Genomic DNA, 24,675 nt, shown 5'->3' on the forward strand with positions numbered 1-24,675 from the left:
CTTTTCGTCAAAGTTAAACTGATAGAAAGGAGCGGTATTTTTTTGGAAAAAACATTGAAAAAATTAGCAAAAGTAATCGATCACATGATGGATCATGTCGCGTTGTTCGGTGGTCCGAGTGTTGTCAGTAATGATGATTTAGATCATTACTTAGATCCGGTTTTTTATTTGATTTTTTGTGCAGAACAAAAGACGAATAAAAGAATGCTGACAGACAAAGAGTTTGTCGAATGGGTCTATACGGAAATGATGCCTCAAGAGATTCCTTATGATTTGAATTTCCTCCCCTTTGCTAAATTAGCTATTGAAGATTTTTATTATTGCATGTATAAAGAACAGCACATCACAAAAGAACAATACCAAGAGATTATCTTTGTTCTTGCAGAAAAACAGCCTGTGTTTTACTCTCGCATGTCAAAACCGCATTTCTGGTCTTCAGAGAAGAAAGCGGCAATGCTAGAGATGCTTCATGATGTCGAACCGGAAGATCATGATTTGGTTCCGATCGAACATCCCTATGAAAATCAACGATCGCCAAAAATCGTCCCTTTTCCAATAAAAAAAGTTCCTGAAGCTAGCGAAGAAAGAATCGCTGCATATCAAATCCGTATTGATTTGGAAGGTTTCAAGCCGCCGATTTGGCGAAGGATGCTCATTCCTGCAGGCATTAGTTATGAACAACTCCATAATATGATCCAAATTGCTTTTCAATGGCAGGATTCACAGCTCTACCTTTTTCTTGCCGGCAATAATTCAATCGATGTGCCGAACACGGAACCTACAAATGCATTAGTGATCGACCATGATTTCCAAACCTGCCAAACTCTGACCTACATTTATGACATGGGTGCTGACTGGACCCACAAAATAAAAATCGAGAAAATACTGACGGCTGCTGAAGCAGGTGAAACAGTCACGCCTGATTGTCTAAAAGCGGTTGGTGATGTGCCAAACGAAGAGCAACCAGAGGAACAAAGAGAATCAGTGAATGTTGAAACAATCAATGAAGAACTCCGGGATTACTGGGAATCTGATCCGTCCGACTAATTTTTTTCTCGGAATAAGTGCAATAATCGATTCATACGATGGTGTGACGAATCTGTTTAACAGTTCGTGACATCTTTTTTGATCGGTCCTTGTTTGATTAAGGTGTTGACCATTCATGAACTACATCAAGTTAGCTGATATAGAAATACTCATTTCTGTGGCGACACGCCTGGTTTGATACAGATTCTAACTTTTTAACTCTAGAGCCAATGATTCAGCAGATTGATTTTCGAGTACATTCGAGTACAATAGTTCGTAATGATACTGGACAAGCGACGATGCTCTATCTGCTGTGAGGTGCATCTTTCAATCGCTCTAGAAGATGGACTATCTGTTCTGGCGACAGCTGAGAGCAAGTGAGGGGAGTTTTTATGAAAAAACGAGAATTTATCGTTCAAGATTTGCTTAGTAAAATTTATCAGGAAGAATTTATTGAAGGAAAATTACCGAATCAAAGAGAACTTGCCAGAAATTATGGCGTTTCCCGCTTTACGATTCAACAAGCAATCAAAAATTTAGAAGAAATCGGCATCGTTCGTGTGGTCCAAGGATCGGGAATCTTTATCCATGAGAAGTGGGTCAAAAATCCCATGATCTTTAATTCCTTGACACGGACTCCTTACGATCGGATCCACTCCAAAATGATTTCTTTGAGTAAAGCACCCGCTACCCCAGATGAACAAAAAATCTTTCAGTTAGCAGACAATGAAGAAGTTTGGACTTTTGAACGGGTGCGAATCGTCAATTATAAGATTGAACAGCTAGAAACGTCGAAGCTACCGGTAGGATTATTTCCTAATGTCACTCAAGAGGTAGTAGAACATTCAATTCAGCGCTATGTTGAGAGTTGCGGATATCGGATTTCCCACTACATCAGCAGTTATACCCCGATTGCGACTTCAATGGCCCAGTCGGCAATCTTGCTGTGCAAACGGGGGACCCCAGCGATGCAAATCACGAATCGGGCAATTTTGGAAGATGGGCGGGTCTATGAATTCAGCAACATCGTCGCCATCGACTATGCAGTCACCTATATTCGACCTTTCGATCGAGAAATCCATCGTTCACGCATCGATTGATCGGCAGAGGAAGAGCCACAAATTTCCTAGACGATAAATCAAAAAAACTCAGAGCTCTGATTCAACAATTTGAGTCAGGCTGCTGAGTTTTTTAGGATTATTATTTAAGGTGTGATTAGTGTACCATCCGGCGTTCTGCTTTGTGTCCACTCATGGGGGCGGTAAACGACCGGAAAATCAGCCGCAGCTTCTTCATCAAATGTAATACCGATCCCGCTTTTTTCCATTGGATAGAAGAAGCCGCCTTTGGGTTGGGGACTGCCAACAAACACGGATTGGGTATTTGCCGGCAACTCGATTGTTTCTTGGATCGCGGCATTGTGCAGATGGATATTCAAATGCGTATTGACTGCCAAGCCGACTGGACTGATATCAGAAGGCGTATGCCAGGCAATTCGAACCCCCATCGCATCGCAAAAATGAGCTAGCTTCAATGCTGGCGTAATGCCGCCAATCTGTGATACATGGGCCCGCATGAAATCGATCTGCCGATTTTTGACTAGTTCTTGCCATTCCATTGGATTATTGAACAATTCACCTGTTGCAATGGGGGTTGCTGACTGACTGCGTAATTGTGTCAGCCAGTGACTTTGGTCAGGCGGCAGAATATCTTCCAAGAAAAAGAGCTGATAAGGTTCTGCTGCTTTGGCGAACTGAATGGCTTGATTCGGATGGAGGCGTTCATGAACATCATGCAGCATTTGAAATTGGTTGCCATATTTTTCTTTGATCGCTGCGAACATCTTCAAAGTCGTTTCCATATAATCTGTCTGATCAAAGTAAGAGCCGGAGATTGGTTCTTCGGGTGTTTGCAGCTGGCTTGGATTCCCGCCATAGAACCCGAGCTGGCAACGAATATAGCGATAACCGGCTGCCAAAAAGCGATCGATTTCGTGATAGAGATCGTCTAAATTATCTGCTACCGCATGAGTATAAGCAGGGATCGCGGTTCTTGCTTTTCCCCCCAGCAGTTGATACAGAGGCATATCAGCTAACTGTCCCTTGATATCCCATAATGCCATATCAATACCAGAGATGGCATTGTTTGTGATCGGACCGTTGCGCCAATAGGAATTGACATTCATGACTTGCCAGATGTCTTCGATTTCATTCGCGTCTCTACCCATCAGAAGGGGACGTAAATATTCGTCAACGACTGTTTTGACTGCTAAAGGACGAAATTGAAACGTACTACAGCCTAGTCCGGAAATTCCTTTATTGGTTTCTACTTTAACGACAACAAGGTTATGGCGATCAGGTTTGATCGCAAAGGATTTGACGTCGGTGATGATCGTTGGTGTCATTTTATTCACTCCAATTTTTGTATCTAGTTGATATAGCCATTGAAACACGCAGAGCAACCGCTGTCAATTTGGTCCAAAAAAAGATGGCTATGGCTCATAAAACCAGTCCAATTTTAGATGGATTCTTATTTATTTGTTGATACATAGCCTTTTTTGTCTGTTTTTTTAATAAAAGGACTGGTTTTACAAGCGGGTGCAGCCATGCTACTATGTGTGTGAAAACGGACCCACTTGAAAAGGCGCCTCAAGATTCAAGTCCGTTAGCAAACAACAGGAGGAAAAAATGATGATGAAAGAAGACATCGTAAAACAGATCATAAAAGATGTTGGTGGATCCGAGAATATCAATAATGCTTGGCATTGTATGACGCGGCTTCGTTTTGATTTGAAGGATGAAAAGAAAGTTGACTATACTGCTTTAGAAAAAATACCTAAAGTGGTGGGAACGAAATATCAAAGCAATCAGCTCCAAGTGGTGATCGGTACAGATGTAGCGGATTATTATGCTCCATTAGCCAAAGAACTTGGTTTGGATGAAAAGAGTCAAGAGTCTTCAGAGAAAAAAGGCGCTGTCTCGTTGTTTATGGATACAGTCTCCGGTGTATTCGGACCAATTGTTCCAGCAATCGCTGGGGCAGGAATGATTAAAGGGTTGATGGCAGGATTGGTTGCCTTAAATGTGATTTCCAATCAAACAGATACGTATTTAGTCATTGATATGATCGCCAGCGGCGTATTTACCTTCTTGCCATTTTTTGTTGCTGCTTCTGCTGCGCGCATCTTTAAAACGAATCAATACTTGGCGATCGCCATTGCTGCAACATTACAATTTCCAACGATGACGAATGCAGTTGCTGAAGGCAATATTTCGGCCTTTCGACTGTTTGGGGTTTTACCAGTTCCCGTTTTCAATTATGCGGGTACCGTTATTCCAATCATTTTTGCTGTTTTAGCATTAAGCTACATTTATCGCTGGGTAGACAAGGTATTGCCGCAAGTTCTGCGGACCGTCTTTACACCGACGATTTCCTTGTTTGTGGCTGGACTGATTACACTGACAGTTATTGGTCCAATCAGTATTCATTTAGGCAATTTGCTTGCAGATGGTGTAGCTGGCTTGTTTACGATTTCTCCTGTATTGGCAGGAATTGTTGTAGGTGCTATTCGTCCAATTGCGATCTTTACCGGATTACACCATGCAATGACGCCAATCGCATTACAAAACTTTGCCAATCAAGGGTATGATATGTTGATGCCAATGATGTTCATGGCAAATATGGCGATCACCGGCGCAACCGCAGCGATCTACTTTAAAGTAAGATCAAAAGAAGAAAAATCAATCATTTTGTCCTCAGCTGTGTCAGGATTGCTGGGCATCACTGAGCCAGCATTGTTTGGGATTTTATCAAAATATAAAAAAGCATTTTTAGCAGCTACCATCGGTAGTTCGATTGCATCAGCGTTCATCAGCTTTTTTGGCGTAAGGATCTATGGCTATATTTTATCCAGTATCTTTAGTTTGCCGGCTTATATTGGTGAATACTTTATCTATGCGGTCCTAGGCATTGTCTTGGCGATCGGTTCCTCTTTTGCTCTGACTTATTTCCTAGTCCCTAATCAAGCAGAAACAGAAACCTTCACCAACGAACTTGATTTGCATGTTGTAACGCAAGGAGAATACATTCCATTGGAAGATGTACCCGACGAAGTGTTTTCAACAAAAATGATGGGTGAAGGGTATGCCATTCACTCTAAAGACGGCCAAATCTATTCGCCAGTCAGTGGTGAAGTCACTTCGGTTTTCCCTTCCAAACATGCGGTGGGAATCACCACATCGAATGGTGTGGAAGTTCTAGTCCATATGGGAATCGATACAGTTTCTCTTGATGGCAAAGGCTTTGAAGTATTCGTAAAAGTAGGAGAGCAAGTAACCCCACAATCGAAACTAGCAGCGATGGACTTGCCTTATATCGAACAACAAGGCAAAGAAACGATGGTCATCGTCCTAATCACGAACATGGAACGTGTCCAACAATTTTCAGGAACGATCGGTCTTGAAGGAAATCATCAAGCCGGTGCCCTATTAGAAAAGGTAATTTTAAACGCTTAAATTCAAGAAAAAAAGAGGTTTAACAAGAGGGGAGATGCACCTGGCAAAAACAGCTGCGGCATATTCTGTCCAATTGTTCGAAAGAAAGAGCTGCGACAAGACTTTTGTTACAGCTCCTTTTTTTTACCATCAGTGACGTTGAGTAATATAGGCAGCTATAGGTTTACTATATTTCTCAAAAAGTTTTTGCTTTTCAGAAGGGTTCTGACCTTGATTAAAATATTCAGCCAGTAAATAACCGATATAGGGACCTGTGGTTAATCCAGAAGACCCCAGTCCGCTGGCGACCACTAATCCTGGCTCACTGGGAAGCAGTCCAAAAAATGGCGCAAAGTCAGAAGTATAGGCCCGTGTTCCTACGCGAACTGTCATTGGCGCAGCAAACAATTTCTCGGGGGCTGCCAAAAATGAACCGATGCCAGTCAGCAATTGTTGCTTTGCTGCTTCAGTGGGAGTCAGATCCCAACCGCCATCATTTTCGTGAGTCGCTCCTAAAAGGATCTTCCCATTCGCAAAAGGAATCAAATCGCCTTCGCCTTCTAACATCGCCACTGGCCAATCTTTTGCTGACGCTGTCGTTTCGAAGGAGAGCAGCTGTCCTTTTTGGGGACGAACATCGACGTGGTAGTTCAAGTGTTCTAACAGTTGGCCTAATCCTGGTCCGGCGGTTAAACAAACATGATCCGCTGGGATTTCTGCGTATGTAGTAGAAACGACCCAATTTTTTTCTTTATAAAGTCTAGCCTTCCCTTGGACGAAAACGACCCCATTGGTACGGGCCCGTTCTTCTAGGAACGCTAGATAAGCAGCGCCATCTAGTCGACCTCCTCCGGAAATTTTCAAAGCCGGTAGTGGTTTGAGCAAAGGTAAAGCTTGCTGCGTTTCAGCAGGAGAAAGACAGGTGATTTGACCGATTTCCGGTGCCTCTTTGCGCCGTTCCTCCGCCAGTTCCGCTAATGCTGCCAACTGATTTTCTGGGCGAATGATCAATGTACCTGAGCGTTGATAAATATCTGTGGTCAGTGAGAAATCTTGTGCCAATTTTTCGAAAAAAGCAGCCCCATCTTTAGCTAATTGATACCATCGTTTGTTTCGCCGTTTCGAAAGCCAGGGGGAAATGATCCCGGCACTCGCTTTAGTAGCTTGTCCCGTAGGGTCGTCAACCACGGTCACTTGGTACTTCGTCGTATCTAGATAATTTGCTAAGGTCATCCCAATGATGCCGCCACCGATAATTACGATTTTTTCCATAAAACTGCAAACTCCTTTTTTGTTTCAATCATTGTTCCATATTCTTCTCAAAAAATCAAAGACTGAAAGTTTCTGTCGAAAGTGATTCCCAAACTGTTCCCATTTCAAATGACTGGATTTTCTCGTATAATGGACATGGAAAAGAGGATATTATGCAATCAATCAATCAAGTTTTAAGAGATAAATTCGGTTATACCAGCTTTCGGGAAGGTCAAGAATCAATCATCAATGCCATTCTTTCTCATCAAAATGTTTTAGGCATCATGCCGACTGGCGGAGGAAAATCTGTATGTTATCAGCTCCCAGCTTTATTGTTAGACGGTCTGACATTAGTTATTTCACCATTGATTTCATTGATGAAAGATCAAGTAGATGCATTGAATGACATGGGTATCCCGGCCGCTTATATCAATAGTACCTTATCAGCTCCGGAAATCAACCAACGGTTAAGGCAAGCATCGAAAGGAGAAATCAAACTCCTGTATGTCGCTCCAGAGCGTTTGGAATCAGATCATTTTCGCGAATTGCTGCGCTATGTTCCTATATCCCTACTCGCTGTTGATGAAGCCCACTGTATTTCACAATGGGGACATGATTTTCGTCCTAGCTATTTACGCTTAGCGGAAACGATCCATAGTTTTGATCAGCGGCCAACGGTGGTGGCATTGACAGCTACAGCAACGCCAAAAGTTGCCCAAGATATTGAACGACTGTTGCTGATTCCACCAGAGAACCAAGTGAAAACGGGCTTTGCTCGCGAAAATCTATCTTTTGAAGTTATCAAAGAGCAGAAAGATACTTATTTGCTGACCTATTTAAAGATGAACAAAGGACAATCAGGGATTATTTATGCCAGCACACGCAAAGAAGTCGAACGAATCTATCGTTTATTGAAACAACAATCTATCAATGCTGGACGCTATCATGGCGGATTAACTGAAGAAGAACGTACGCAAAACCAAGAAGATTTTCTTTTTGATCGTCTTCAAGTGATGGTAGCAACCAATGCTTTTGGTATGGGAATCAACAAAAGCAATGTGCGCTTTGTGATCCACGCCCAAATCCCCGGTAATTTAGAATCTTATTATCAAGAAGCCGGACGTGCCGGACGAGATGGTGAACCTAGCGAAGCCATTTTATTATACGCTCCGCAGGATTTGCAGATTCAGCAGTTTTTTATCGATCAATCTGAGTCCGATATTCAGTATCGTCAAAATGAATACCTCAAGTTGAGAGAAATGAGTCAATATGGGCATACACAAATGTGTCTTCAACGTTACATATTGCGGTATTTTGGGGAAGACGGTCCCGATTGTGGCCGCTGCAGCAATTGCTTAGATGAACGAGAACAGGTAGATATCACCGTTGAGACGCAAAAAGTGTTGTCCTGTGTGAAACGAATGGGTGAACGTTTTGGCAAAGCGTTAGTGGGGAAAGTGTTGACCGGATCAGCAGATCAGAAAGTCACCCAATGGGGATTTGAAAAATTGCCAACCTATGGTTTGTTGAAAGATTGGTCACAAAAAGAAGTCAATCAACTCATTGACTACTTAACCGCATCAGGCTATTTAGTCCCTTCGGAAGGACAATACCCCCTGCTCAGTGTGTCAGCTGCCGGTGTAGAGGTTCTTTTAGGCAAGGCAAAGGTTTACCGGAAACAAGCCAAAGTACGTCAATTGGTCGTCGATGACGAATTGTTTGACCAATTACGTTCCCTGCGATTGACGCTCGCACAAGAACAAAACTTGCCGCCGTATGTCGTCTTTTCGGACAAGACATTGCGGGAACTTGCGGAGCAGCAGCCTAAAACTCCTATCGAATTTCTACAGATCAAAGGTGTTGGTCAAAACAAGTTAGATAAATACGGTGATGCGTTTCTGGCTGTGTTGAAAGAATACCGAGAAACAACAGAAAAATAGTGCTGCTTTACGATTCAGGAAAAAACAAGGAGAAACCAAGATGCTGAAGATTCGTTATGCGCAAAAAAGGGATATGACATTCTGGTTAGAACTAGATAATCATTTGTCAAAAGCAGGATTAGCAAAAAAGTTCCAAGATCAACAGGCGTTGATCTTGACCGATGAGGAAGAACCTGTGGGGATTCTTCGCTACCAATTGTTTTGGGATACCATTCCCTTTTGTACCATGCTGGTGGTCAACGAATCCCAGCAGAGAAAAGGGAGAGGAAGGCACTTCCTCCGCCTTTGGGAAGCAGAAATGCGGAAACAAAGGTATGGGATGTGTATGGCCTCTACTCAGTCTGATGAGAGCAGTCAGCATTTCTATCGAAAATGTGGCTACAAAGATGCCGGTGGGTTGCTTATGGACGTACCAGGTTTTGAACAGCCGTTGGAATTGTTTTTTGTGAAGCCGTTGTCGATACAGCCTCAGTCTGTAGAATCAGAAGAATGAAAAAATAGGAGCGATAGGCATGTCTTTTTTTGGAAAAATAGATTTCAACGATTTATCAGAGACGGATCGAGCAATTTATCATTATATGTCCAGTCAAAGTGACAAGATTCCTTATATGCGGGTGAGAGAAATCGCCATCGAATCCCATACATCGGCCTCTTCTGTGATGCGCTTTATTCGTAAATTAGGCTATGAAAGTTTTACGGAGTTTCGGTCGCATGCTAAGATGCCTCAGGTTGAAAATGCTGATATACTTAGCGGAAGCACGTTATTAAGCGCTGATCATTTTCCTAAAAACATTGAGAGTAAATTGAGACGAGTGGCTGAGAAACTGATTGAGTGTGAGAATATTATTTTTTATGGTATTGGTGCTTCTGCATCAATGTGCGAGTATGCTGCGCGTCGATTTTCAACTTTAGGCTGTAATAGTTTTGCATTAGTCGATCATACATATCCGATTTTTGCAAAACTAAAAAATACATCTGATAATATGGTATTTGCGTTATCTATTACAGGAGGGACAACTGAAATCATAGAGTTGTTTAACGGATTTAAAAACAACCCGGACTTTACAACGGTCGTAATCACAAGCGATTCTGCAAGCACACTGGGTAGAATGAGCGATTTTGTATTAGATTATTCGGTTGATGTGAAGAGAATTAATAAGCACGAGGATTTAACAAGTCAAATTCCCTGTATGTTTTTGATTGAAGCCTTATCAGAGGCTGTGCGCCAACTCATTACATTTGATAGAGATTGAAATTATTCATGACCTTGGTACTTCGTGTACCAAGGTGCTTTTTTTTCTAATTTGCTTCTCGTGTACCGATTTATTAGTAAATGCACGATGAATATCGGACTTTTTGTATACTCAAGGAGAATAAAGAGAGGATGAAGAATCATGAATACATTTCCAGAAAATTTTTTATGGGGTGGAGCTGTTGCCGCACATCAGGTTGAAGTTGTGTGGAATGTTGAGGGTAAAGGTGTAAGTATTGCAGATGTGATGACCGCATGAGGAAATGGTATTTCCAGAGAAATTACAGATGGTGTTATAGAAAATAGGTATTATCCAAATCATGAAGCTATTGATTTTTATCATCTTTACAAAGAGGATATTCAATTGTTTAAGGAATTGGGTCTTAAAGTATTGCGCACATCTATCAATTGGACAAGAATTTTTCCAACTGGCGATGACAAAGAACCAAACGAAAAAGGGCTTAAATTCTAAGATGATCTATTTGATGAATTACTTGCAAATGGTATTGAGCCAGTCATCACCTTATCGCATTTCGAAATTTCCTTTCACCTATATAAAGCTTATGGTGGATTTAAGAATAAACAATTAATTCCTTTTTTTACTCGTTATGCGGAAAGTGTTATGACGAGATACAAAAACAAAGTCAAATATTGGATGACTTTCAATGAAATCAATAACCAAGCTGATGGATAACATAATTTACACACCTGGACTAATTCTGCTTTTTTATTTGATCAAAATAAGACCCAAGCGAATAAGGAAGAGATAATTTATCAAGGTGCTATAAATGAATTGATTGCGAGTGCACAAGTTGTTAAGTTAGGACACAAAATTAACCCCAAATTTCAAATTGGATGTATGGTGGCAAACGTTCCAGTGTATCCATATTCTAGTAAACCTGAAGATCAGATGTCGGCACAGAAAGAAATGAATAGACGTTTTTTTTATAGTGATGTCCATGCTAGAGGAGAGATACCCCAATATGTCCTAAAGAAATGGGATCGGAAAAACTATTCTATTGATATCTCAGATGAAGAAAAGAAGATATTAAAAGAAGGTAAAGTTGATTATATCGGCTTTAGTTATTATATGTCAGGCACTGCCACTACTCTGGATGAGAATGGCGAGTTGATCAATGATTTTTCAAAAGCCAAATGGTTAAGCAATCCACATGTGAAAGCAAGTGATTGGGGTTGGCAAATTGATCCTGTTGGGATGAGATACACTTTGAATATCCTTGACCAACGGTATCAGATACCTTTGTTTAGTGTTGAAAATGGGTTTGGGGCCTGTGATACAGTCGAAAATGATGAAATTCATGATCAATATCGTATTGATTATATCCATGCACATATAGCAGAAATGAAAAAAGCTGTCTTAGAGGATGGAGTTAATTTGTTAGGTTACACACCTTGGGGAATCATAGATATAGTGAGTTTTGGTTCAGGTGAAATGGAGAAGCGTTATGGCATGATTTATGTAGATAAAAACAATGACGGAAAAGGTACACTAAAGCGGTTAAAAAAAGATTCATTTAAATGGTACCAAAATTTATCGCATCAAATGGAGCAGACATCTGATGATTGGTACAAGGGGTTTCATTAAGGTACAGAAGCCATTAAGCTGGTACAGCAACCAACCTTGATGAAACCCATTGAATGTGAAAACGTTTTTATTTATAGTTTGTTTATAATGTTGATAAAAAAAAACGTTTTTATGTGGTGATGATAATGAATACACGAACAACAATCCGAGACGTTGCAAAAGAAGCAAATGTGTCAATCGCAACAGTTTCAAAAGCGTTAAATGGCGTTGATGTTGTTAAAGCATCGACGAAAGCAAAGGTCATAGCAGCTGCGAAGAACCTTCATTATGTGCCTAATCTTATGGGAAAGGAATTAAAGAAAAGTAGGACGAAAAGAATCGGATTTTATACCACAAGTATCACTGGTCCGTATTTTAGTGTTCTGATTGAATCCATAGCAAGAGAAGTTGAAAAACATGGTTACGCTTTAAATGTGTTTATTTCAATGGAAAAAGAAGTTGTCTTGACGAGTATTCTGGGAGGTGCTGTAGATGGATTTATTGGATTTGAAGATATGCTTGATGAAGAAGATCTTGAGATAATCAGAAATGAATCCGTCAATGCCGTTTTTATTGATCGTAATATTCAAGATCATACATTTGGTAGTATTGTTTTCAATTCCAATGAAAGCGCTGAATATGCAACATCTTATCTGATAGCGTAAGGCCATCGTAATATTGCATTCGTCAAAGGCTTTGATGGTGTTTATGATAGCGATGAACGATTCAAGGGATATCAGCAAGCACTAAGAAAAGCACACATTCCTCTAAAGCCGCATTATCTAATAGAAGGAAGATTTGAAGAAAATTTCGCATATCAATCGACAGAAAAATTTTTGCATAAGCAAAAAGATTTACCGACAGCATTTCTAGCGGGAAATGATCTTAGTGCTATCGGCGTAACCAAAGCGATTGAACATGCAGGCTATCATGTGCCGAATGATTTTAGTGTTGTTGGGTTTGATGGAATCGAGCTGTTGAAATATTTTCGACCGTCTTTAACAACAATTGTGAACCCAATCAAAGAACAAGGGGAGCTTGCAACGCAACATTTAGTAAAGCTGATCAATGGGGATGTTTCAGGAAAATCCTTTGTATTAAATGGAAGATTGGTTGAGGGCGAATCAGTATATCAGTTTAATAGAAATGAGTGATATAAATGTATTTGGGAATAGATATTGGTGGAACTACAATCAAATATGGATTTATTGATGATAAAGGACAAGTTTATTGTAAGCAGAGTATCAAAACGATCGATAATAGACATCAATTCTTGGTAAACCTACAAACAATTATTGAAGAGAGTCAGAGGCAAGAACCAATTGAAGGGATTGGAATCAGCGCACCAGGAATTATTGATCAACACGGCACAATGATTACAGCAGGAGCAATCAAGTCCATCTATGGTGTTCGTCTAAAGCAAGAATTACAGAAGATAACGAAAGTACCAATTGTTATCGAAAATGATGCCAATGCTGCTGCTATCGCAGAACAATGGATTGGCCATGCTCAAGGGATTCCCAATTACATATGTATGGTTCTAGGAACAGGCATAGGTGGCGGTATTATTTATCAAAATGAATTGATCAAAGGTGCCCATGGCATGGCAGGCGAATTTGGCTGGATGGTTATTAAGGAAATTAATGAAAGCGTTGACATAGAGGCGATGTCTTTGAATCAGCGTGCAGCAGTGATGAAAGATAATGATTCAGATCGATTCAAAAAAGAGTATCGACTAAGTGAGTTTATTTTCTTTGGTCATGATAAATATCAATCAATGGCTAGTGAAAGTACTCAGACACCTGCCTTGATACAGCCAAGAGAATGGGGAGAAGGAAAATTATACCCTCATTTTATTCTAGAAAATATTGATCCTAGTTCAGGGACTCAAGAAGCACGTAATCTCTCTGCAATCAATACAAATTGGTATACAACATTAGTCTGTTTGATTCGCTCTTCTTCAGAAGAAGAATTTGATCAAGTAATCTCTTCATATTCAACATTTTTAGATCAAAATGGTTGGTCAGATATTGAGGCAATTAGAAACGAGAAAATTGCTGAGAATAAAGAGAAATTAGGCATCGAATAAAAAGGTGGTAGTCAGTAATGAAACAAATATTTAATATTGATGGTGAAGTATACAGTTTCCTACAAAAAATATATCAAATGATGCTATTAAATCTATTAATCATCTTTTCTAGTTTGCCAATCATCACAGTGCCTTGTGCATTGATTACTGGCTACCAGCTTTTAAAAGAATACAATCAGCAAGAAGTTACCCTAACAAAATACTTCATGCTGTTTAGAAAAAATCTGATTCTTTCATTCAGGTTAATCATCGCTTTCTGGGTGATCTTTTTCTTACTGTTTCTTTTACTAGCATTCACTAGAAGAACTATATTTCAATTTTTGATATTACTTTTTATTGCATTTTTTATTGTGTTTCTTTCGAATGTATTCATTGTTTGTACCAGCCAAATGTCCATTCGGTCCATAGTGGAGTTTTCATTAGGGATAACGTTAAAATACGTAGGTTGTAATATTATTGGCTTAGCGATAATGCTTAGTAGTTTTGTTTTACCTGTGTTTTTACCTAGATTAGCATTAGTATGGGCGTTATTTGGAATAAGTATTCCTATGGTTTTTCAAGTTATGATCCATAAGCAAATTATGAAGCATGTAACTACAAATCAAATAGAACAGGAGTGATCCATTGAGTTTTGAATATTACACGACAACAGATGAAATGAATATGTTTCAGCTTGAACAATCTCCGTTTACACAAAATAAAAATGAGTTTGAAATCAATGTCAATAGCCATCAAACTTTTCAGAAAATTGATGGATGGGGAACTTCTTTGACAGATTCTTCTGCATATTTAGTTGATAAATGCTTATCTGAAGAGCAACAAATCGCAGTCATGGAAGCGTTATTTGATTCAAAAAAAGGAATCGGTCTTTCAATTCTACGAAACCCAATGGGTGCATCTGACTATGCGAGGCATATTTATAGTTATGATGATATGGAAAAAGATCAAACAGATGAGAATCTGATTCATTTTTCTATCGCACAAGATGAAGAAAGTATCATTCCCCTAACAAAATATGCTAAGAAAATGAATCCTGAACTAAAATTATTTATGTCTCCTTGGAGTGCTCCTGGATGGATGAAAGATTCTCAACAAATGATTGGTGGAAAATTGTTGTTGAAGTATTATGATACATATGCTCATTACTTCAAAAAAGTGATTGACAGTTATCATATGCATGGATTAGATATATATGCGATTACACCACAAAATGAACCGTTGTTTGTGCCACCGAATTACCCAGGAATGGAGATGCTGGCGGATGAACAAGCAACTTTTGTTGCTAAATACTTAAAACCTTTGTTTAATGATAATAACATTCGGACAAAAATATTAGGCTATGATCATAACTGGGATAGAATTGATTATCCATTAGAAATTTTGGATAAGGCAGAAGCGGCCTTTGATGGCATAGCTTGGCACTGGTATGGTGGTAATGTAATTAATCAATCAAGAGTTGCTCTATTTTATCCAGATAAAGAAATCCATTTTACTGAGGGATCTGGAGGAGATTGGATACCAGCCTTTGAACCAGCTTTCAGTAATCTAATGAGAACAGGGATCAACATTTTTAGAAATGGTGCAAAATCTATGACGCTTTGGAATTTAGCGCTAGACGAAAATAATGGACCTACTGTTCCGGGATTTGGAAAAAGTACTTGTCGTGGCCTTGTAAAAGTGGATCAACAAACGAAAAACTATGAATTGACACTTGATTATTTTGGTCTGGCTCATTTCAGTAAATTTGTCCGCCCTGAATCTGTTCGAATTGAAAGCTCGAATGATCGGCATATCCAAAGTGTTGCCTTTCAGAATAATAATAAATCCATTGTTGTTATTTTGTTTAACGATAGTGAAAAGGATGCATCTGTTAAGATAACGATAGATACTTATTCAATGGATACAATCTATTTGTCAGCGAAAACTGCGATGACGATTAGAGAAATATCTAATAACGAGGAGTAGGCGGAAAATGATCTGTTTGAATCGTTATGTTTCTAAAAATCATGATGCGGAAAATGGGAAAATCGTCTTTGCTGGTTCTTCTTTAATGGAAGAATTTCCTTTGGAACAATTGTTTCTCGATAAAGAAATAATTGTTTATAACCGCGGAATTAGTGGAGCAACTTCTAAAGACTATCTTGAAATTTTTGATCGATTGATACTCTCTATACAACCTGTACATCTATTGATCAATATTGGGTCAAATGATCTAGCAGACGAGTGTTTTGAGGATAGTCACTTATTAGATAGCTACCGCCAAATTTTCAGTAAATTGAAGAAAAGTCTACCACAATGTGCAGTTACTTTTATTAAGTTTTATCCAGTAAATACCGGAATAATGCAAGACGTTTCAAAAAAACAAGGCGAGCAATGGCTACTGCAGGCTTCAAAGTATAGAATCAATAGCCGTGTGATTGAAGCAAGTGAGAAAATCAGCAAGCTTGCCGATTCAAATGGATATGAGACGATTGAAGTCAATAATTTGCTTATAGATGAAACTAAACAGCTTGATGCTTTGAATACCAAAGATGGCATACATTTAACAGAAGCTGCATATAGAAAAATTTTCCCTTTGATATATCAACATGTGGATTTAGTACGAAAGGTGAATAAAGAAGCATCGGATGGTAAGAAATGACCATTCGATGCTTCTTTTTATGAAACACGTTCCAATCTATGTAACAGGTTGATTTGAAAGCGATTTCTATAGGAATGTCCTTCAAACTTACCTATAATAAACCTACCGATAAAAAAGCAAAGGAGTATCATCAATGAAAGAAAAAATGATGGATGCGATGCAGAAGTTTTCAAAAGCCATGTTTGTACCGGTTCTGATTTTGCCAATTGCTGGGATCTTGATTGCCATTGGCAATGTTTTTACCAATGTTCGTTTGATCGAACGTTTTCCATTTTTGGATAACCCAATCACCACAGGTTTTGGCAGCATTCTCTCTGCCTCACTTTTACCGATCTTAACGAATCTCGGCATCATATTTTGTGTAGGGATCGCTCTTGGTCTGGCCAAAAAGAAAAAGGCGGAAGCGGCGTTTACTGCATTACTAGGCTATCTGGTGTTTTTATATGCCATGAACAAATTTATGGAACTTCGAGGGATGCTTGTAGCCGCCGATGCACTCCAAGGATCAGGACAAGCACTGGTTTTAGGGGTTCAAGTCTTAGATATGGGGGTATTTTTAGGGATCATCTTAGGGATCATCGTTGCATTGATCCACAACCGTTTCATCGACACTACCTTCAATAATGCTTTTCAAGTCTATGGCGGGGCTCGCTTTGTCTTCATTGTTTTGATTGCAGTTGTTGTATTGTTCGCCATCCTTTCTTCGATCGTATGGCCGGTGATTCAAACGGGGATTGATGGATTAGGCGGCATTATTCAAGAAACAGGAAACTTCGGTATCTTCTTATACGGGACGCTAGAAAGATTATTGATTCCAACTGGACTCCATCATTTGATCTATACACCATTTCTATATACTTCCCTTGGAGGCGTCGCTGAAGTTGGGGGCCAAGTCTTCGAAGGGGCTCGGAACATTTACTTTGCAGAAATTGCGGATCCGGCAGTAAAGGTTCTCTCGCAAAGTGTCATCTGGGATGCACGAGGAATTTCAAAAATGTTTGGCTTACTTGGTGCCTGTCTAGCTATGTATCAGACCGCAAAACCAGAGAATAGAGTCAAGGTCAAAGCTATTTTGATCCCAGCAGTGGTGACTTCCTTTATTGCTGGGGTAACGGAACCGATCGAATTTTCGTTTATGTTCGTTGCACCAGTTTTGTTCGTGATCCATTCCGCATTAAGTGGACTGAGTATGGTTGCATTGAATATTTTTGGCTCAAGAGCGATTGGTCCGAATGGCTTTATTGATTTCCTTTTGTATAACTTGCCGTTAGGGATTGAAAAGACTCGCTGGCCCATCTATATCGCCGTTGGCATAGTATTTTTCTTTCTCTATTATGCTCTTTTCCGCTTTTTGATTACCAAAATGAATTTGAAAACAGTCGGTCGGGAAGATGAAGGGAATGAAACAAAATTGTATTCAAAAAAAGAGTACAAAGAGAAACGGTTAGCAGGAGCTGGTGTTGGAGTGACGGCAGAAGTAATCCCTTCATCTGTACCAACGGACTCGATTTCAGCATTGATCACGAAAGGTTTAGGTGGAGACAGTAATATTAAAACGATTGACAACTGTTACACACGATTGCGTTTGAAACTAAAAAATCCAGAACTAGTGGATGAGACATTGCTAAAAGAAGAAACCCAAGCCAAAGGCGTTATCAAGAATGGTGAGAATGTCCATGTTGTTTATGGATTGACTGTACCAAAAGTACGAGAAGAATTAGAAAAGTTTCTTGGACGAGAAGGAGAGATTGAATGATGAAGAATTTTTCAGTAGTGATTGCCGGTGGAGGAAGTACCTTCACACCAGGGATCGTGATGATGCTGTTAGATAATCAAAACCGCTTCCCATTGAGAAAGCTGACACTTTATGATAATGATGAAGCGCGACAAAGAACTTTAGGTGAAGCATTGACGATCTTATTAAAAGAACAGGCACCACAGATCGAATTTTCTTATACGACGGATCCGCAAGCAGCTTTTACTGGTGCTGATTTTTGTATGGCTCATATTCGAGTAGGCAAATATGACATGCGGGAAAAAGACGAGAAGGTTCCTCTACGCCATGGTGTGTTCGGTCAAGAGACTTGCGGACCTGGCGGTATCGCTTATGGTATGCGCAGTATCACCGGAATGTTGGAAATCATTGATTATATGGAAACGTATTCGCCAGATTGCTGGATGTTAAATTATTCGAATCCGGCAGCGATTGTAGCAGAAGCCTGTCGTGTGTTGCGACCTGACGCAAAAGTGTTGAATATTTGCGATATGCCAGTGGGCACCTTGCGACGGATGTCGCAAATTATTGATAAAAATCCAGCAGACTTAGAAGTTCGTTATTTTGGCTTGAATCATTTTGGCTGGTGGACCAGCATCAAGGACAAAGAAGGCAACGAATACATCCAACAAATCAGGGAATATGTTGCACAGAATGGCTATCTCACTCAAGTTGAAGTGGACACCCAACATACAGATCCTAGTTGGCAAGAAACCCACAAAAAAGCCAAAGATCTTTTGGCTCTGACACCAGAGTATTTGCCAAATACGTATTTAAAATATTACTTATACCCAGATTACGTTTATGATCATATGAAAGAGCATCCCGAATATACGCGTTCGAATGAGGTCATGGAAGGAAGAGAAAAGCGAGTCTTCGACCATGCGAAAAAAATCATCGAACAAGGATCGGCAGAGGGTATCGCATTTGAAATCGATGCTCATGCAACCTTTATTGTGGATCTGGCACGAGCAATTGCGTTCAATACGCATGAACGAATGGTCATGATTGTTGAGAATAACGGGGCAATCGCTAACTTTCCTGATGATGCCATGGTGGAAGTTCCTTGTATCGTTGGCTCTGATGGACCAGAAGCTTTGGCACAAGGCAAGATACCATCTTTCCAACAAGCCTTGATGTTCCAACAAGTCACTGTGGAAAAATTAGTGGTGGAGGCATATGTGGAAAAGAGTTACCAAAAAATGTGGCAGGCGTTAACCCTTTCCAAAACCATTCCTAGCGCAAAAGTAGCCAAAGATCTCTTAGATGATCTGGTCTCAGAAAATGGTGATTATTGGCCGGGACTCCACTAAAATGTTTCACATGCTGAGAAACATTTCTGATCAAAAGATGTCACTTTGAAAAACCTTACAACAATTAGTGTTCGCTAAAAAGTCTGAGGATGACAGAGGAGATAGAGGATCTGAATGATAAACGAGAGGGAGTGCATCTGTGGTGCAGTAGTTGATGGCTGCAAGCTGGATGTTTGCCAACCCTCTTGTCAATCATTCGGATTTTTTTGCTGGAATCACTGACATTCTAAATGTTTATCAAGAATTCAAAGGGAGATGAGCAATGGTCTTTTTGTGGGGATCTTTTTTAAGTATGCTAAAATAGAAATGAATTAGCAGAGATAAGGGAGCGAGAGGAATGTTTTTAGGGATTGATATTGGAACGACGGCAATAAAAATCGGTTTGTTGGAAGAACGGAAAATCATTTATCAACGTTCTTTTCCTATTTATACCAAAACAGAAAAAGGTCGCACACAGTCTGCGTCAGAAATCATAGCTGTACTTTTGAAAGGGATCACGGCGATTCCCTCCTCTTTACGAGAGCAAATAACAGTGATTGGGTTCAGTACAGCGATGCATAGTCTAATGCCAGTGATAAATGAGAAATTTGAAGAAATCTATATTTGGTCAGATAATCAGGCTAGCCAAGTGATTGCAGAGTTTCGTCAATCCTCATTGTCAGAATCGTTTTATCGGCAGACTGGGACACCGATCCATGCGATGTCGCCATTTTCTAAGTTGCTTCACTTCAAATCCGCTGGCGGTTTTGATGGCAAGACAAAATGGTATGGGCTGAAAGAATTGGTGATGCTTTTATTTACCGGAGCTCCTTGGATCGACCGAAGTACTGCATCGGCAACAGGCCTCTACTCCCTTGAAGAAAAAAATTGGAGTCAAGAGATTCTTCACTATTTGGACCTTTCCATTGAACAGTTTGCGCCAATCTGTGACACGACCGATCGGTTTCCTATTGCTGCGTCCGCTGCCGCTCGCTATGGATTGAATGAAACAGTAGAGATCATGTGCGGCGCCAGTGATGGCTGTTTGGCGGCTTATGCAGGGTATGTATCGACTGGAATCAAAAATAGTTTGACGATCGGCACTAGTGCTGCTGTTCGAAAGGTGACGGATCAACCGGTGTTCGATCAGCGGCAAAATTTTTGTTATTACCTTAAAGAAGGTCAATATGTCATTGGTGCTCCGTCGAATAATGGGGGGTGCGTCCTTGCTTGGATCAAAGAAACATTGGCACAAGATCCTGACACTTTCTATGAAAGCCTCCCAAGAATCATTGAAGAAACCATAATCGGCAGCCATGGTCTGCGCTTTTTTCCGTTTATCAATGGGGAACGGGCTCCTTATTGGACATCTGATATCAAGGCGTCTTATCATGGTTTGACGATTCAACATACTCGGGCAGATATGATTCGTGGAGCAATTGAGGGGATGTTGTTGAATATTGGTGTTTTAAAAGAAATGGCAGCAATTACCGATGAAGTGACGATCAGCGGTGGCGTTTTCCAATCGAAAGCCATTGCACAATTAACAGCTGATATCTTGGGCGTGACATGTTATTTGTCACCGGCAAACGAACCAATTTTTGGTCTTTATGATCTTTATTTTGGTCATCGTTTGGCAGCAAGAGACCACTTGCAGACCATTACGCCGAATCAAAAAACGAGCGCAGCCTACGCGTCGCTCGCTGAACATTATTTTGACTAGCAGAAAGGGTTGCGGCTGAAGTATCAGCGAGATTGAACAACAAGATTGAACAACAAGATTGAACGACCTGAAAGCAACTGAATGGCTTCATTTATCGAGTAGATGCGAAGCGAGCCAGCCAGATAGCAGGGGTGATCCTAGATTTTTTTGGCTATTCCATATGTTGAAGCCCCGGACTCTTTTAGTTGATTTCGGCAGTAAATGCCTCTACGAGGTACTCCATTAGCAGTAAAAGCTTTCCGTAAAAACTCGTATATTGGATGTTCTGCGTATCATATGGTCGTTCATCAGTGACACCAAAAGAAAAATTTGCTAGTTGATGGGCTCGGTGTTCACCATTGCCGCAGAAAAGGACAGTGGGGATTTGATGATCATTCGCTAGTTGCATTTTTTCTAGCACTTTCTGTGTCTCCCCCGATTTAGAAATCGTGATCAGCATACTGATGTTGTCGATATTATTACTAATGATACCGCCGGAATCAGAAGCACTCACCAGTAAAGTTTTAATACCATTAACCAACATTTTTTTATGAAGGTATTCTGCTATGATACCAGAAAAGCCAGTGGCATAAATGGTAATGAATTTATCATTGTTTTGAGCATAAATTTCTTTGATCGCATCAATAGAGGCTGCAATGCCTTCTGTGTTGATCTGATAGTTAATGGCTGCTTCAGTGGTCATTTGACGATTCAGCCGATTTTTTAAGAAATAAAGTAATTCCAAATAGCCGGAAAAACCTAATTTTTGTGCTAATCGCACCAGTGTTGCTGGAGAAGTATAAAGCTCTTGCGCGATTTTTCGCAAAGGGACGCCTTCGATTTTGTCCGTATGAGACACCAAATAAGTGAGGATGTGCTGCTCGCTTTCGGAAATTTTTTTTCCTTTGGTCAATACATTTAAGTCCATGCTATTGCTCCTTTTCGTGGTAATATCATCATACAATGAAGAGAAACAGAAAGTAAAACTTTTTTCTTTATCCTTTTTTTAAACAACCTTCTTACACCGTCTTCGCAAGAGAAGATGGATAAGTTTGGTTGTTTATTTCATTATAAGAGATTATAATTTCTTATATAGAAAAAACAAAGGTGGAATACAAATGACGAAACCCTATGGGACTGTTTTGATTAAAGCCGCGAAAATCATGGATTATCTTGCGGAAGAACCCAACAAATCGTTGCAAGAGATTGCAGCTGCTACAGACTTAACCAATTCAACCGCGTTAAAGATTCTCGAAACATTACAGCTGATCGGCTATGTTGCAAAGGACAAGCAAAAAGAATACCGCTTAGGATCTAAACTCGTCAAATATGCCAATAAAAATATTCAAGAACTTGACTTGGTAGAGATCAGCCTGCCATTTTTGGAAGAATTGCAGGAAAAAGCCGATGAGACGATCCATTTGGGGGTTTTGACAGCGAATGAAATCTTGTATGTCAATAAACTGGAACCTCAAAATCAAACCATTCGCATGTCGTCGAAGGTGGGAATTTCAAGACCTTTATATAGCTCAGCGATGGGGAAAGCTGTATTAGCAGAATTCGATGAGACAAGCTATGAAGCTTATTTAGATGAAACACCTTTACAACCTTATACTGAGAACACCATCACGAATGTTCTTAAATTAAATCAAGAGTTAAGAGAAGTGCGTCAGCTGAAGATCGCTTTTGATGATGAAGAAATGGAGAAAGAGATTTTTTGTATCGGCGCGGCTCTTTTGAAAGATGAGGAAATTGTCGGTGCTTTCTCAGTCAGTCTGCCAAAATACCGATTGACCGAGAGCTATAAACAAACATTGCTTCAAGAAATACGTGCCACAAAAGATAAAATCGAAGCAGCCATTTGAAATACTTTTGGAAACCCCTTGCAAAAGAAAAAAGACCAGGTATAATAAAGATAAGATTTCTTTATAATAAAACTTAATTTCCAAATAGGAAATTAAGAACGGAGGGGTTTATGAAAAAAGTAGAGCGATTATCAAAGTTAAAAGCCTGTGGAATCGTTGCAGTCGTTCGAGGCACCACAAGGCAAGAAGCGCTGGAAGCTAGTCATGCCATCGTCCGAGGCGGTATTAAAGGAATTGAATTGACCTTCACGGTTCCGCAAGCTGCTGAAGTGATTGCAGAGTTAGTCAATGACTATCAAGAGGACCAAGAAGTGATCATAGGAGCTGGCACGGTACTTGACGCAGTGACTGCCCGCTTAGCGATTATGGCTGGCGCAGAATATATCGTCAGTCCGACATTTGATCGCGATACAGCTGAGATTTGTAATTTGTATCAAGTACCTTATTTGCCAGGCTGTATGACGATCACTGAAATGAAAGAAGCCTTGAAATCAGGCGCAGACATCATCAAGCTGTTTCCAGGAAGTGCCTATGGTCCTAGTATCATTTCCGCTTTCAAAGCACCATTGCCCCAATTGAATATTATGCCTACTGGCGGAGTCAGCTTGGAAAATATGTCTGAGTGGTTCAATGCCGGAGTGGTCGCTGTTGGTGTCGGTGGTAATTTGTTAGCGCCAGCTGCTAGTGGTGATTTCGAGAAAGTGACAGCGGTTGCTTCACAATATGTGGCCAAGTTAAATGACATTCGAGGTAACTGAGATGACTAGAATTATTACCTTAGGCGAGATTATGTTGCGCTTATCGACTAGTTCTGGTGTACGCTTGGAGCAAAGCGGACGTTTTGCTGCACACTATGGCGGTGGTGAAGCAAATGTTGCTATCTCTTTAGCTAACTATGGGCACGACGTCTCTTTTGCAAGTAAAGTCCCGGCAAATGATCTCGGAAAAGCTGTTACCCATCATTTACGCAATTACGGAGTGGATTGCAGTCTGCTTCTAAGCGGTGGTCCCCGGCTGGGAACTTACTATATGGAATCTGGAGTAGGAGAACGTGCAGCAAAAGTCATTTATGACCGTGCAGGGTCAAGTTTTGCGGAAATCAAGACCAATGAATGGTCAGAAGCGATCTTTAAAGATGTCGCACTTTTCCATGTATCCGGCATTACACCAGCGTTATCCGAGACGTGGCGGGATTTGACCCTTTCACTTGTTAAGCGTGCGAAAAAAGCAGGTTGCAAAATCAGTTTCGATATCAATTATCGTGGCAAACTGTGGACGACAAATGAAGCCGCCGCCTTTCTAAAGGAAATCCTTCCTTTGGTCGATTATTGTTCGGCGGGCAAGTTGGATGCACAAGTTTTTATGGAGATTCCAGCCTATACAGGGCAAGGAAATGAGTTGCTGTATTATTACCAACAAATGAACCAGCGTTATCCGAATATTGAACTGTTTTATTCGACAAAACGAGAAGTGCTTTCCGCCAGTGCTAATACATTGATGGGTACTCTTTGGCATAACGGCCAATATGCAGCTTCTCAAGAACACCGCATCGATCCTATTGTTGATCGAGTAGGCGGAGGGGATGCTTTTTGTGCAGGCGTCCTGCATGGCATTCTAAGTGGGTATTCCTCTCAGGAAACCATTGACTTTGCTACCGCAGCATCTGCATTAAAGCACACGATTCATGGAGATTGTAATCAATTTACAGAAGCGGAAGTAGCTGAATTTTTAGCAGCCGGATCTGGAAAAATCATTCGCTAGGAGG

At 40.4% G+C, this 24,675-nt stretch carries 19 protein-coding genes and 2 pseudogenes; 18 read left to right on the forward strand and 3 right to left on the reverse strand.

The window, feature by feature from the left end; all coding sequences use genetic code 11:
- The first annotated feature begins 42 nt into the window (after positions 1-42).
- Positions 43-1,047: a plasmid pRiA4b ORF-3 family protein gene (locus EGX73_RS11750; protein WP_005472426.1), complete on the forward strand. Its 1,005-nt coding sequence runs from the start codon at positions 43-45 to the stop codon at positions 1,045-1,047.
- Positions 1,048-1,418: 371 nt separating this feature from the next.
- Positions 1,419-2,126 carry a GntR family transcriptional regulator gene (locus EGX73_RS11755; RefSeq protein ID WP_005472428.1) on the forward strand — a complete coding sequence of 236 codons (708 nt, stop codon included), beginning with the start codon at positions 1,419-1,421 and terminating at the stop codon, positions 2,124-2,126.
- A gap of 104 nt (positions 2,127-2,230) precedes the next feature.
- Here EGX73_RS11755 and EGX73_RS11760 read toward each other — a convergent pair whose 3' ends face one another.
- Positions 2,231-3,430 carry a D-galactonate dehydratase gene (locus EGX73_RS11760; protein ID WP_003127127.1) on the reverse strand — a complete coding sequence of 400 codons (1,200 nt, stop codon included), beginning with the start codon at positions 3,428-3,430 and terminating at the stop codon, positions 2,231-2,233.
- A gap of 286 nt (positions 3,431-3,716) precedes the next feature.
- Here EGX73_RS11760 and EGX73_RS11765 point away from each other — a divergent pair, with 286 nt between their 5' ends.
- Entirely contained in the window at positions 3,717-5,540 is a 1,824-nt protein-coding gene (locus EGX73_RS11765) for a glucose PTS transporter subunit IIA (RefSeq protein ID WP_003127128.1), read from the forward strand.
- Positions 5,541-5,669: 129 nt separating this feature from the next.
- Here EGX73_RS11765 and EGX73_RS11770 read toward each other — a convergent pair whose 3' ends face one another.
- Positions 5,670-6,791, reverse strand: coding sequence for an FAD-binding oxidoreductase (locus EGX73_RS11770; RefSeq protein WP_005472432.1), 1,122 nt, complete (start codon positions 6,789-6,791; stop codon positions 5,670-5,672).
- A 152-nt stretch (positions 6,792-6,943) separates the two neighbouring features.
- Between EGX73_RS11770 and recQ the strand changes: the two genes are divergently transcribed.
- From recQ to EGX73_RS11830, 12 genes and pseudogenes are all read left to right on the forward strand, one after another.
- Positions 6,944-8,710, forward strand: a complete 1,767-nt coding sequence (recQ, locus tag EGX73_RS11775) for a DNA helicase RecQ (RefSeq protein ID WP_003127130.1) — start codon at positions 6,944-6,946, stop codon at positions 8,708-8,710.
- Between the two features lie 40 nt (positions 8,711-8,750).
- The gene (locus EGX73_RS11780; protein ID WP_005472434.1) at positions 8,751-9,203 is read left to right on the forward strand and encodes a GNAT family N-acetyltransferase; all 453 of its coding nucleotides are present in this window, start codon (positions 8,751-8,753) and stop codon (positions 9,201-9,203) included.
- A 19-nt stretch (positions 9,204-9,222) separates the two neighbouring features.
- Positions 9,223-9,963 carry a MurR/RpiR family transcriptional regulator gene (locus tag EGX73_RS11785; RefSeq protein ID WP_003127132.1) on the forward strand — a complete coding sequence of 247 codons (741 nt, stop codon included), beginning with the start codon at positions 9,223-9,225 and terminating at the stop codon, positions 9,961-9,963.
- Positions 9,964-10,104: 141 nt separating this feature from the next.
- Positions 10,105-11,543, forward strand: a pseudogene (locus EGX73_RS11790) (6-phospho-beta-glucosidase).
- 150 nt (positions 11,544-11,693) lie between these two features.
- Positions 11,694-12,701: pseudogene (locus EGX73_RS11795) on the forward strand (LacI family DNA-binding transcriptional regulator).
- A 5-nt stretch (positions 12,702-12,706) separates the two neighbouring features.
- Positions 12,707-13,636: an ROK family protein gene (locus tag EGX73_RS16270; RefSeq protein WP_123866957.1), complete on the forward strand. Its 930-nt coding sequence runs from the start codon at positions 12,707-12,709 to the stop codon at positions 13,634-13,636.
- Between the two features lie 17 nt (positions 13,637-13,653).
- A complete protein-coding gene (locus tag EGX73_RS11805) occupies positions 13,654-14,256 on the forward strand; it encodes a hypothetical protein (protein WP_003127141.1) in 603 nt (200 codons plus the stop codon).
- Positions 14,257-14,260: 4 nt separating this feature from the next.
- Entirely contained in the window at positions 14,261-15,601 is a 1,341-nt protein-coding gene (locus EGX73_RS11810; protein ID WP_003127142.1) for a glycoside hydrolase family 30 beta sandwich domain-containing protein, read from the forward strand.
- A gap of 7 nt (positions 15,602-15,608) precedes the next feature.
- A complete protein-coding gene (locus EGX73_RS11815; RefSeq protein ID WP_003127144.1) occupies positions 15,609-16,277 on the forward strand; it encodes a GDSL-type esterase/lipase family protein in 669 nt (222 codons plus the stop codon).
- Positions 16,278-16,410: 133 nt separating this feature from the next.
- Positions 16,411-18,033, forward strand: a complete 1,623-nt coding sequence (locus tag EGX73_RS11820) for a PTS transporter subunit EIIC (protein WP_041119263.1) — start codon at positions 16,411-16,413, stop codon at positions 18,031-18,033.
- A complete protein-coding gene (locus tag EGX73_RS11825; RefSeq protein ID WP_196774967.1) occupies positions 18,030-19,364 on the forward strand; it encodes a 6-phospho-alpha-glucosidase in 1,335 nt (444 codons plus the stop codon). The genes EGX73_RS11820 and EGX73_RS11825 overlap by 4 nt, the downstream gene beginning before the upstream one ends.
- Positions 19,365-19,701: 337 nt before the next feature.
- Entirely contained in the window at positions 19,702-21,066 is a 1,365-nt protein-coding gene (locus tag EGX73_RS11830) for a gluconokinase (RefSeq protein WP_123866958.1), read from the forward strand.
- Between the two features lie 181 nt (positions 21,067-21,247).
- Here EGX73_RS11830 and EGX73_RS11835 read toward each other — a convergent pair whose 3' ends face one another.
- Complete coding sequence (locus EGX73_RS11835) at positions 21,248-21,973, reverse strand: MurR/RpiR family transcriptional regulator (RefSeq protein ID WP_005472443.1); 726 nt, start codon at positions 21,971-21,973, stop codon at positions 21,248-21,250.
- A 184-nt stretch (positions 21,974-22,157) separates the two neighbouring features.
- Here EGX73_RS11835 and EGX73_RS11840 point away from each other — a divergent pair, with 184 nt between their 5' ends.
- The 3 genes from EGX73_RS11840 to EGX73_RS11850 all read left to right on the forward strand — a co-directional run bounded on the left by EGX73_RS11840 (position 22,158) and on the right by EGX73_RS11850 (position 24,671).
- The gene (locus EGX73_RS11840) at positions 22,158-22,910 is read left to right on the forward strand and encodes an IclR family transcriptional regulator (protein ID WP_029486913.1); all 753 of its coding nucleotides are present in this window, start codon (positions 22,158-22,160) and stop codon (positions 22,908-22,910) included.
- Between the two features lie 110 nt (positions 22,911-23,020).
- Positions 23,021-23,668 carry a bifunctional 4-hydroxy-2-oxoglutarate aldolase/2-dehydro-3-deoxy-phosphogluconate aldolase gene (locus tag EGX73_RS11845; protein WP_123866959.1) on the forward strand — a complete coding sequence of 216 codons (648 nt, stop codon included), beginning with the start codon at positions 23,021-23,023 and terminating at the stop codon, positions 23,666-23,668.
- Position 23,669: 1 nt separating this feature from the next.
- A complete protein-coding gene (locus EGX73_RS11850; protein ID WP_003127151.1) occupies positions 23,670-24,671 on the forward strand; it encodes a sugar kinase in 1,002 nt (333 codons plus the stop codon).
- Positions 24,672-24,675 lie beyond the last annotated feature (4 nt).

Source organism: Enterococcus sp. FDAARGOS_553, from assembly GCF_003812305.1.
Classification (GTDB): Bacteria; Bacillota; Bacilli; order Lactobacillales; family Enterococcaceae; genus Enterococcus_D; species Enterococcus_D gallinarum.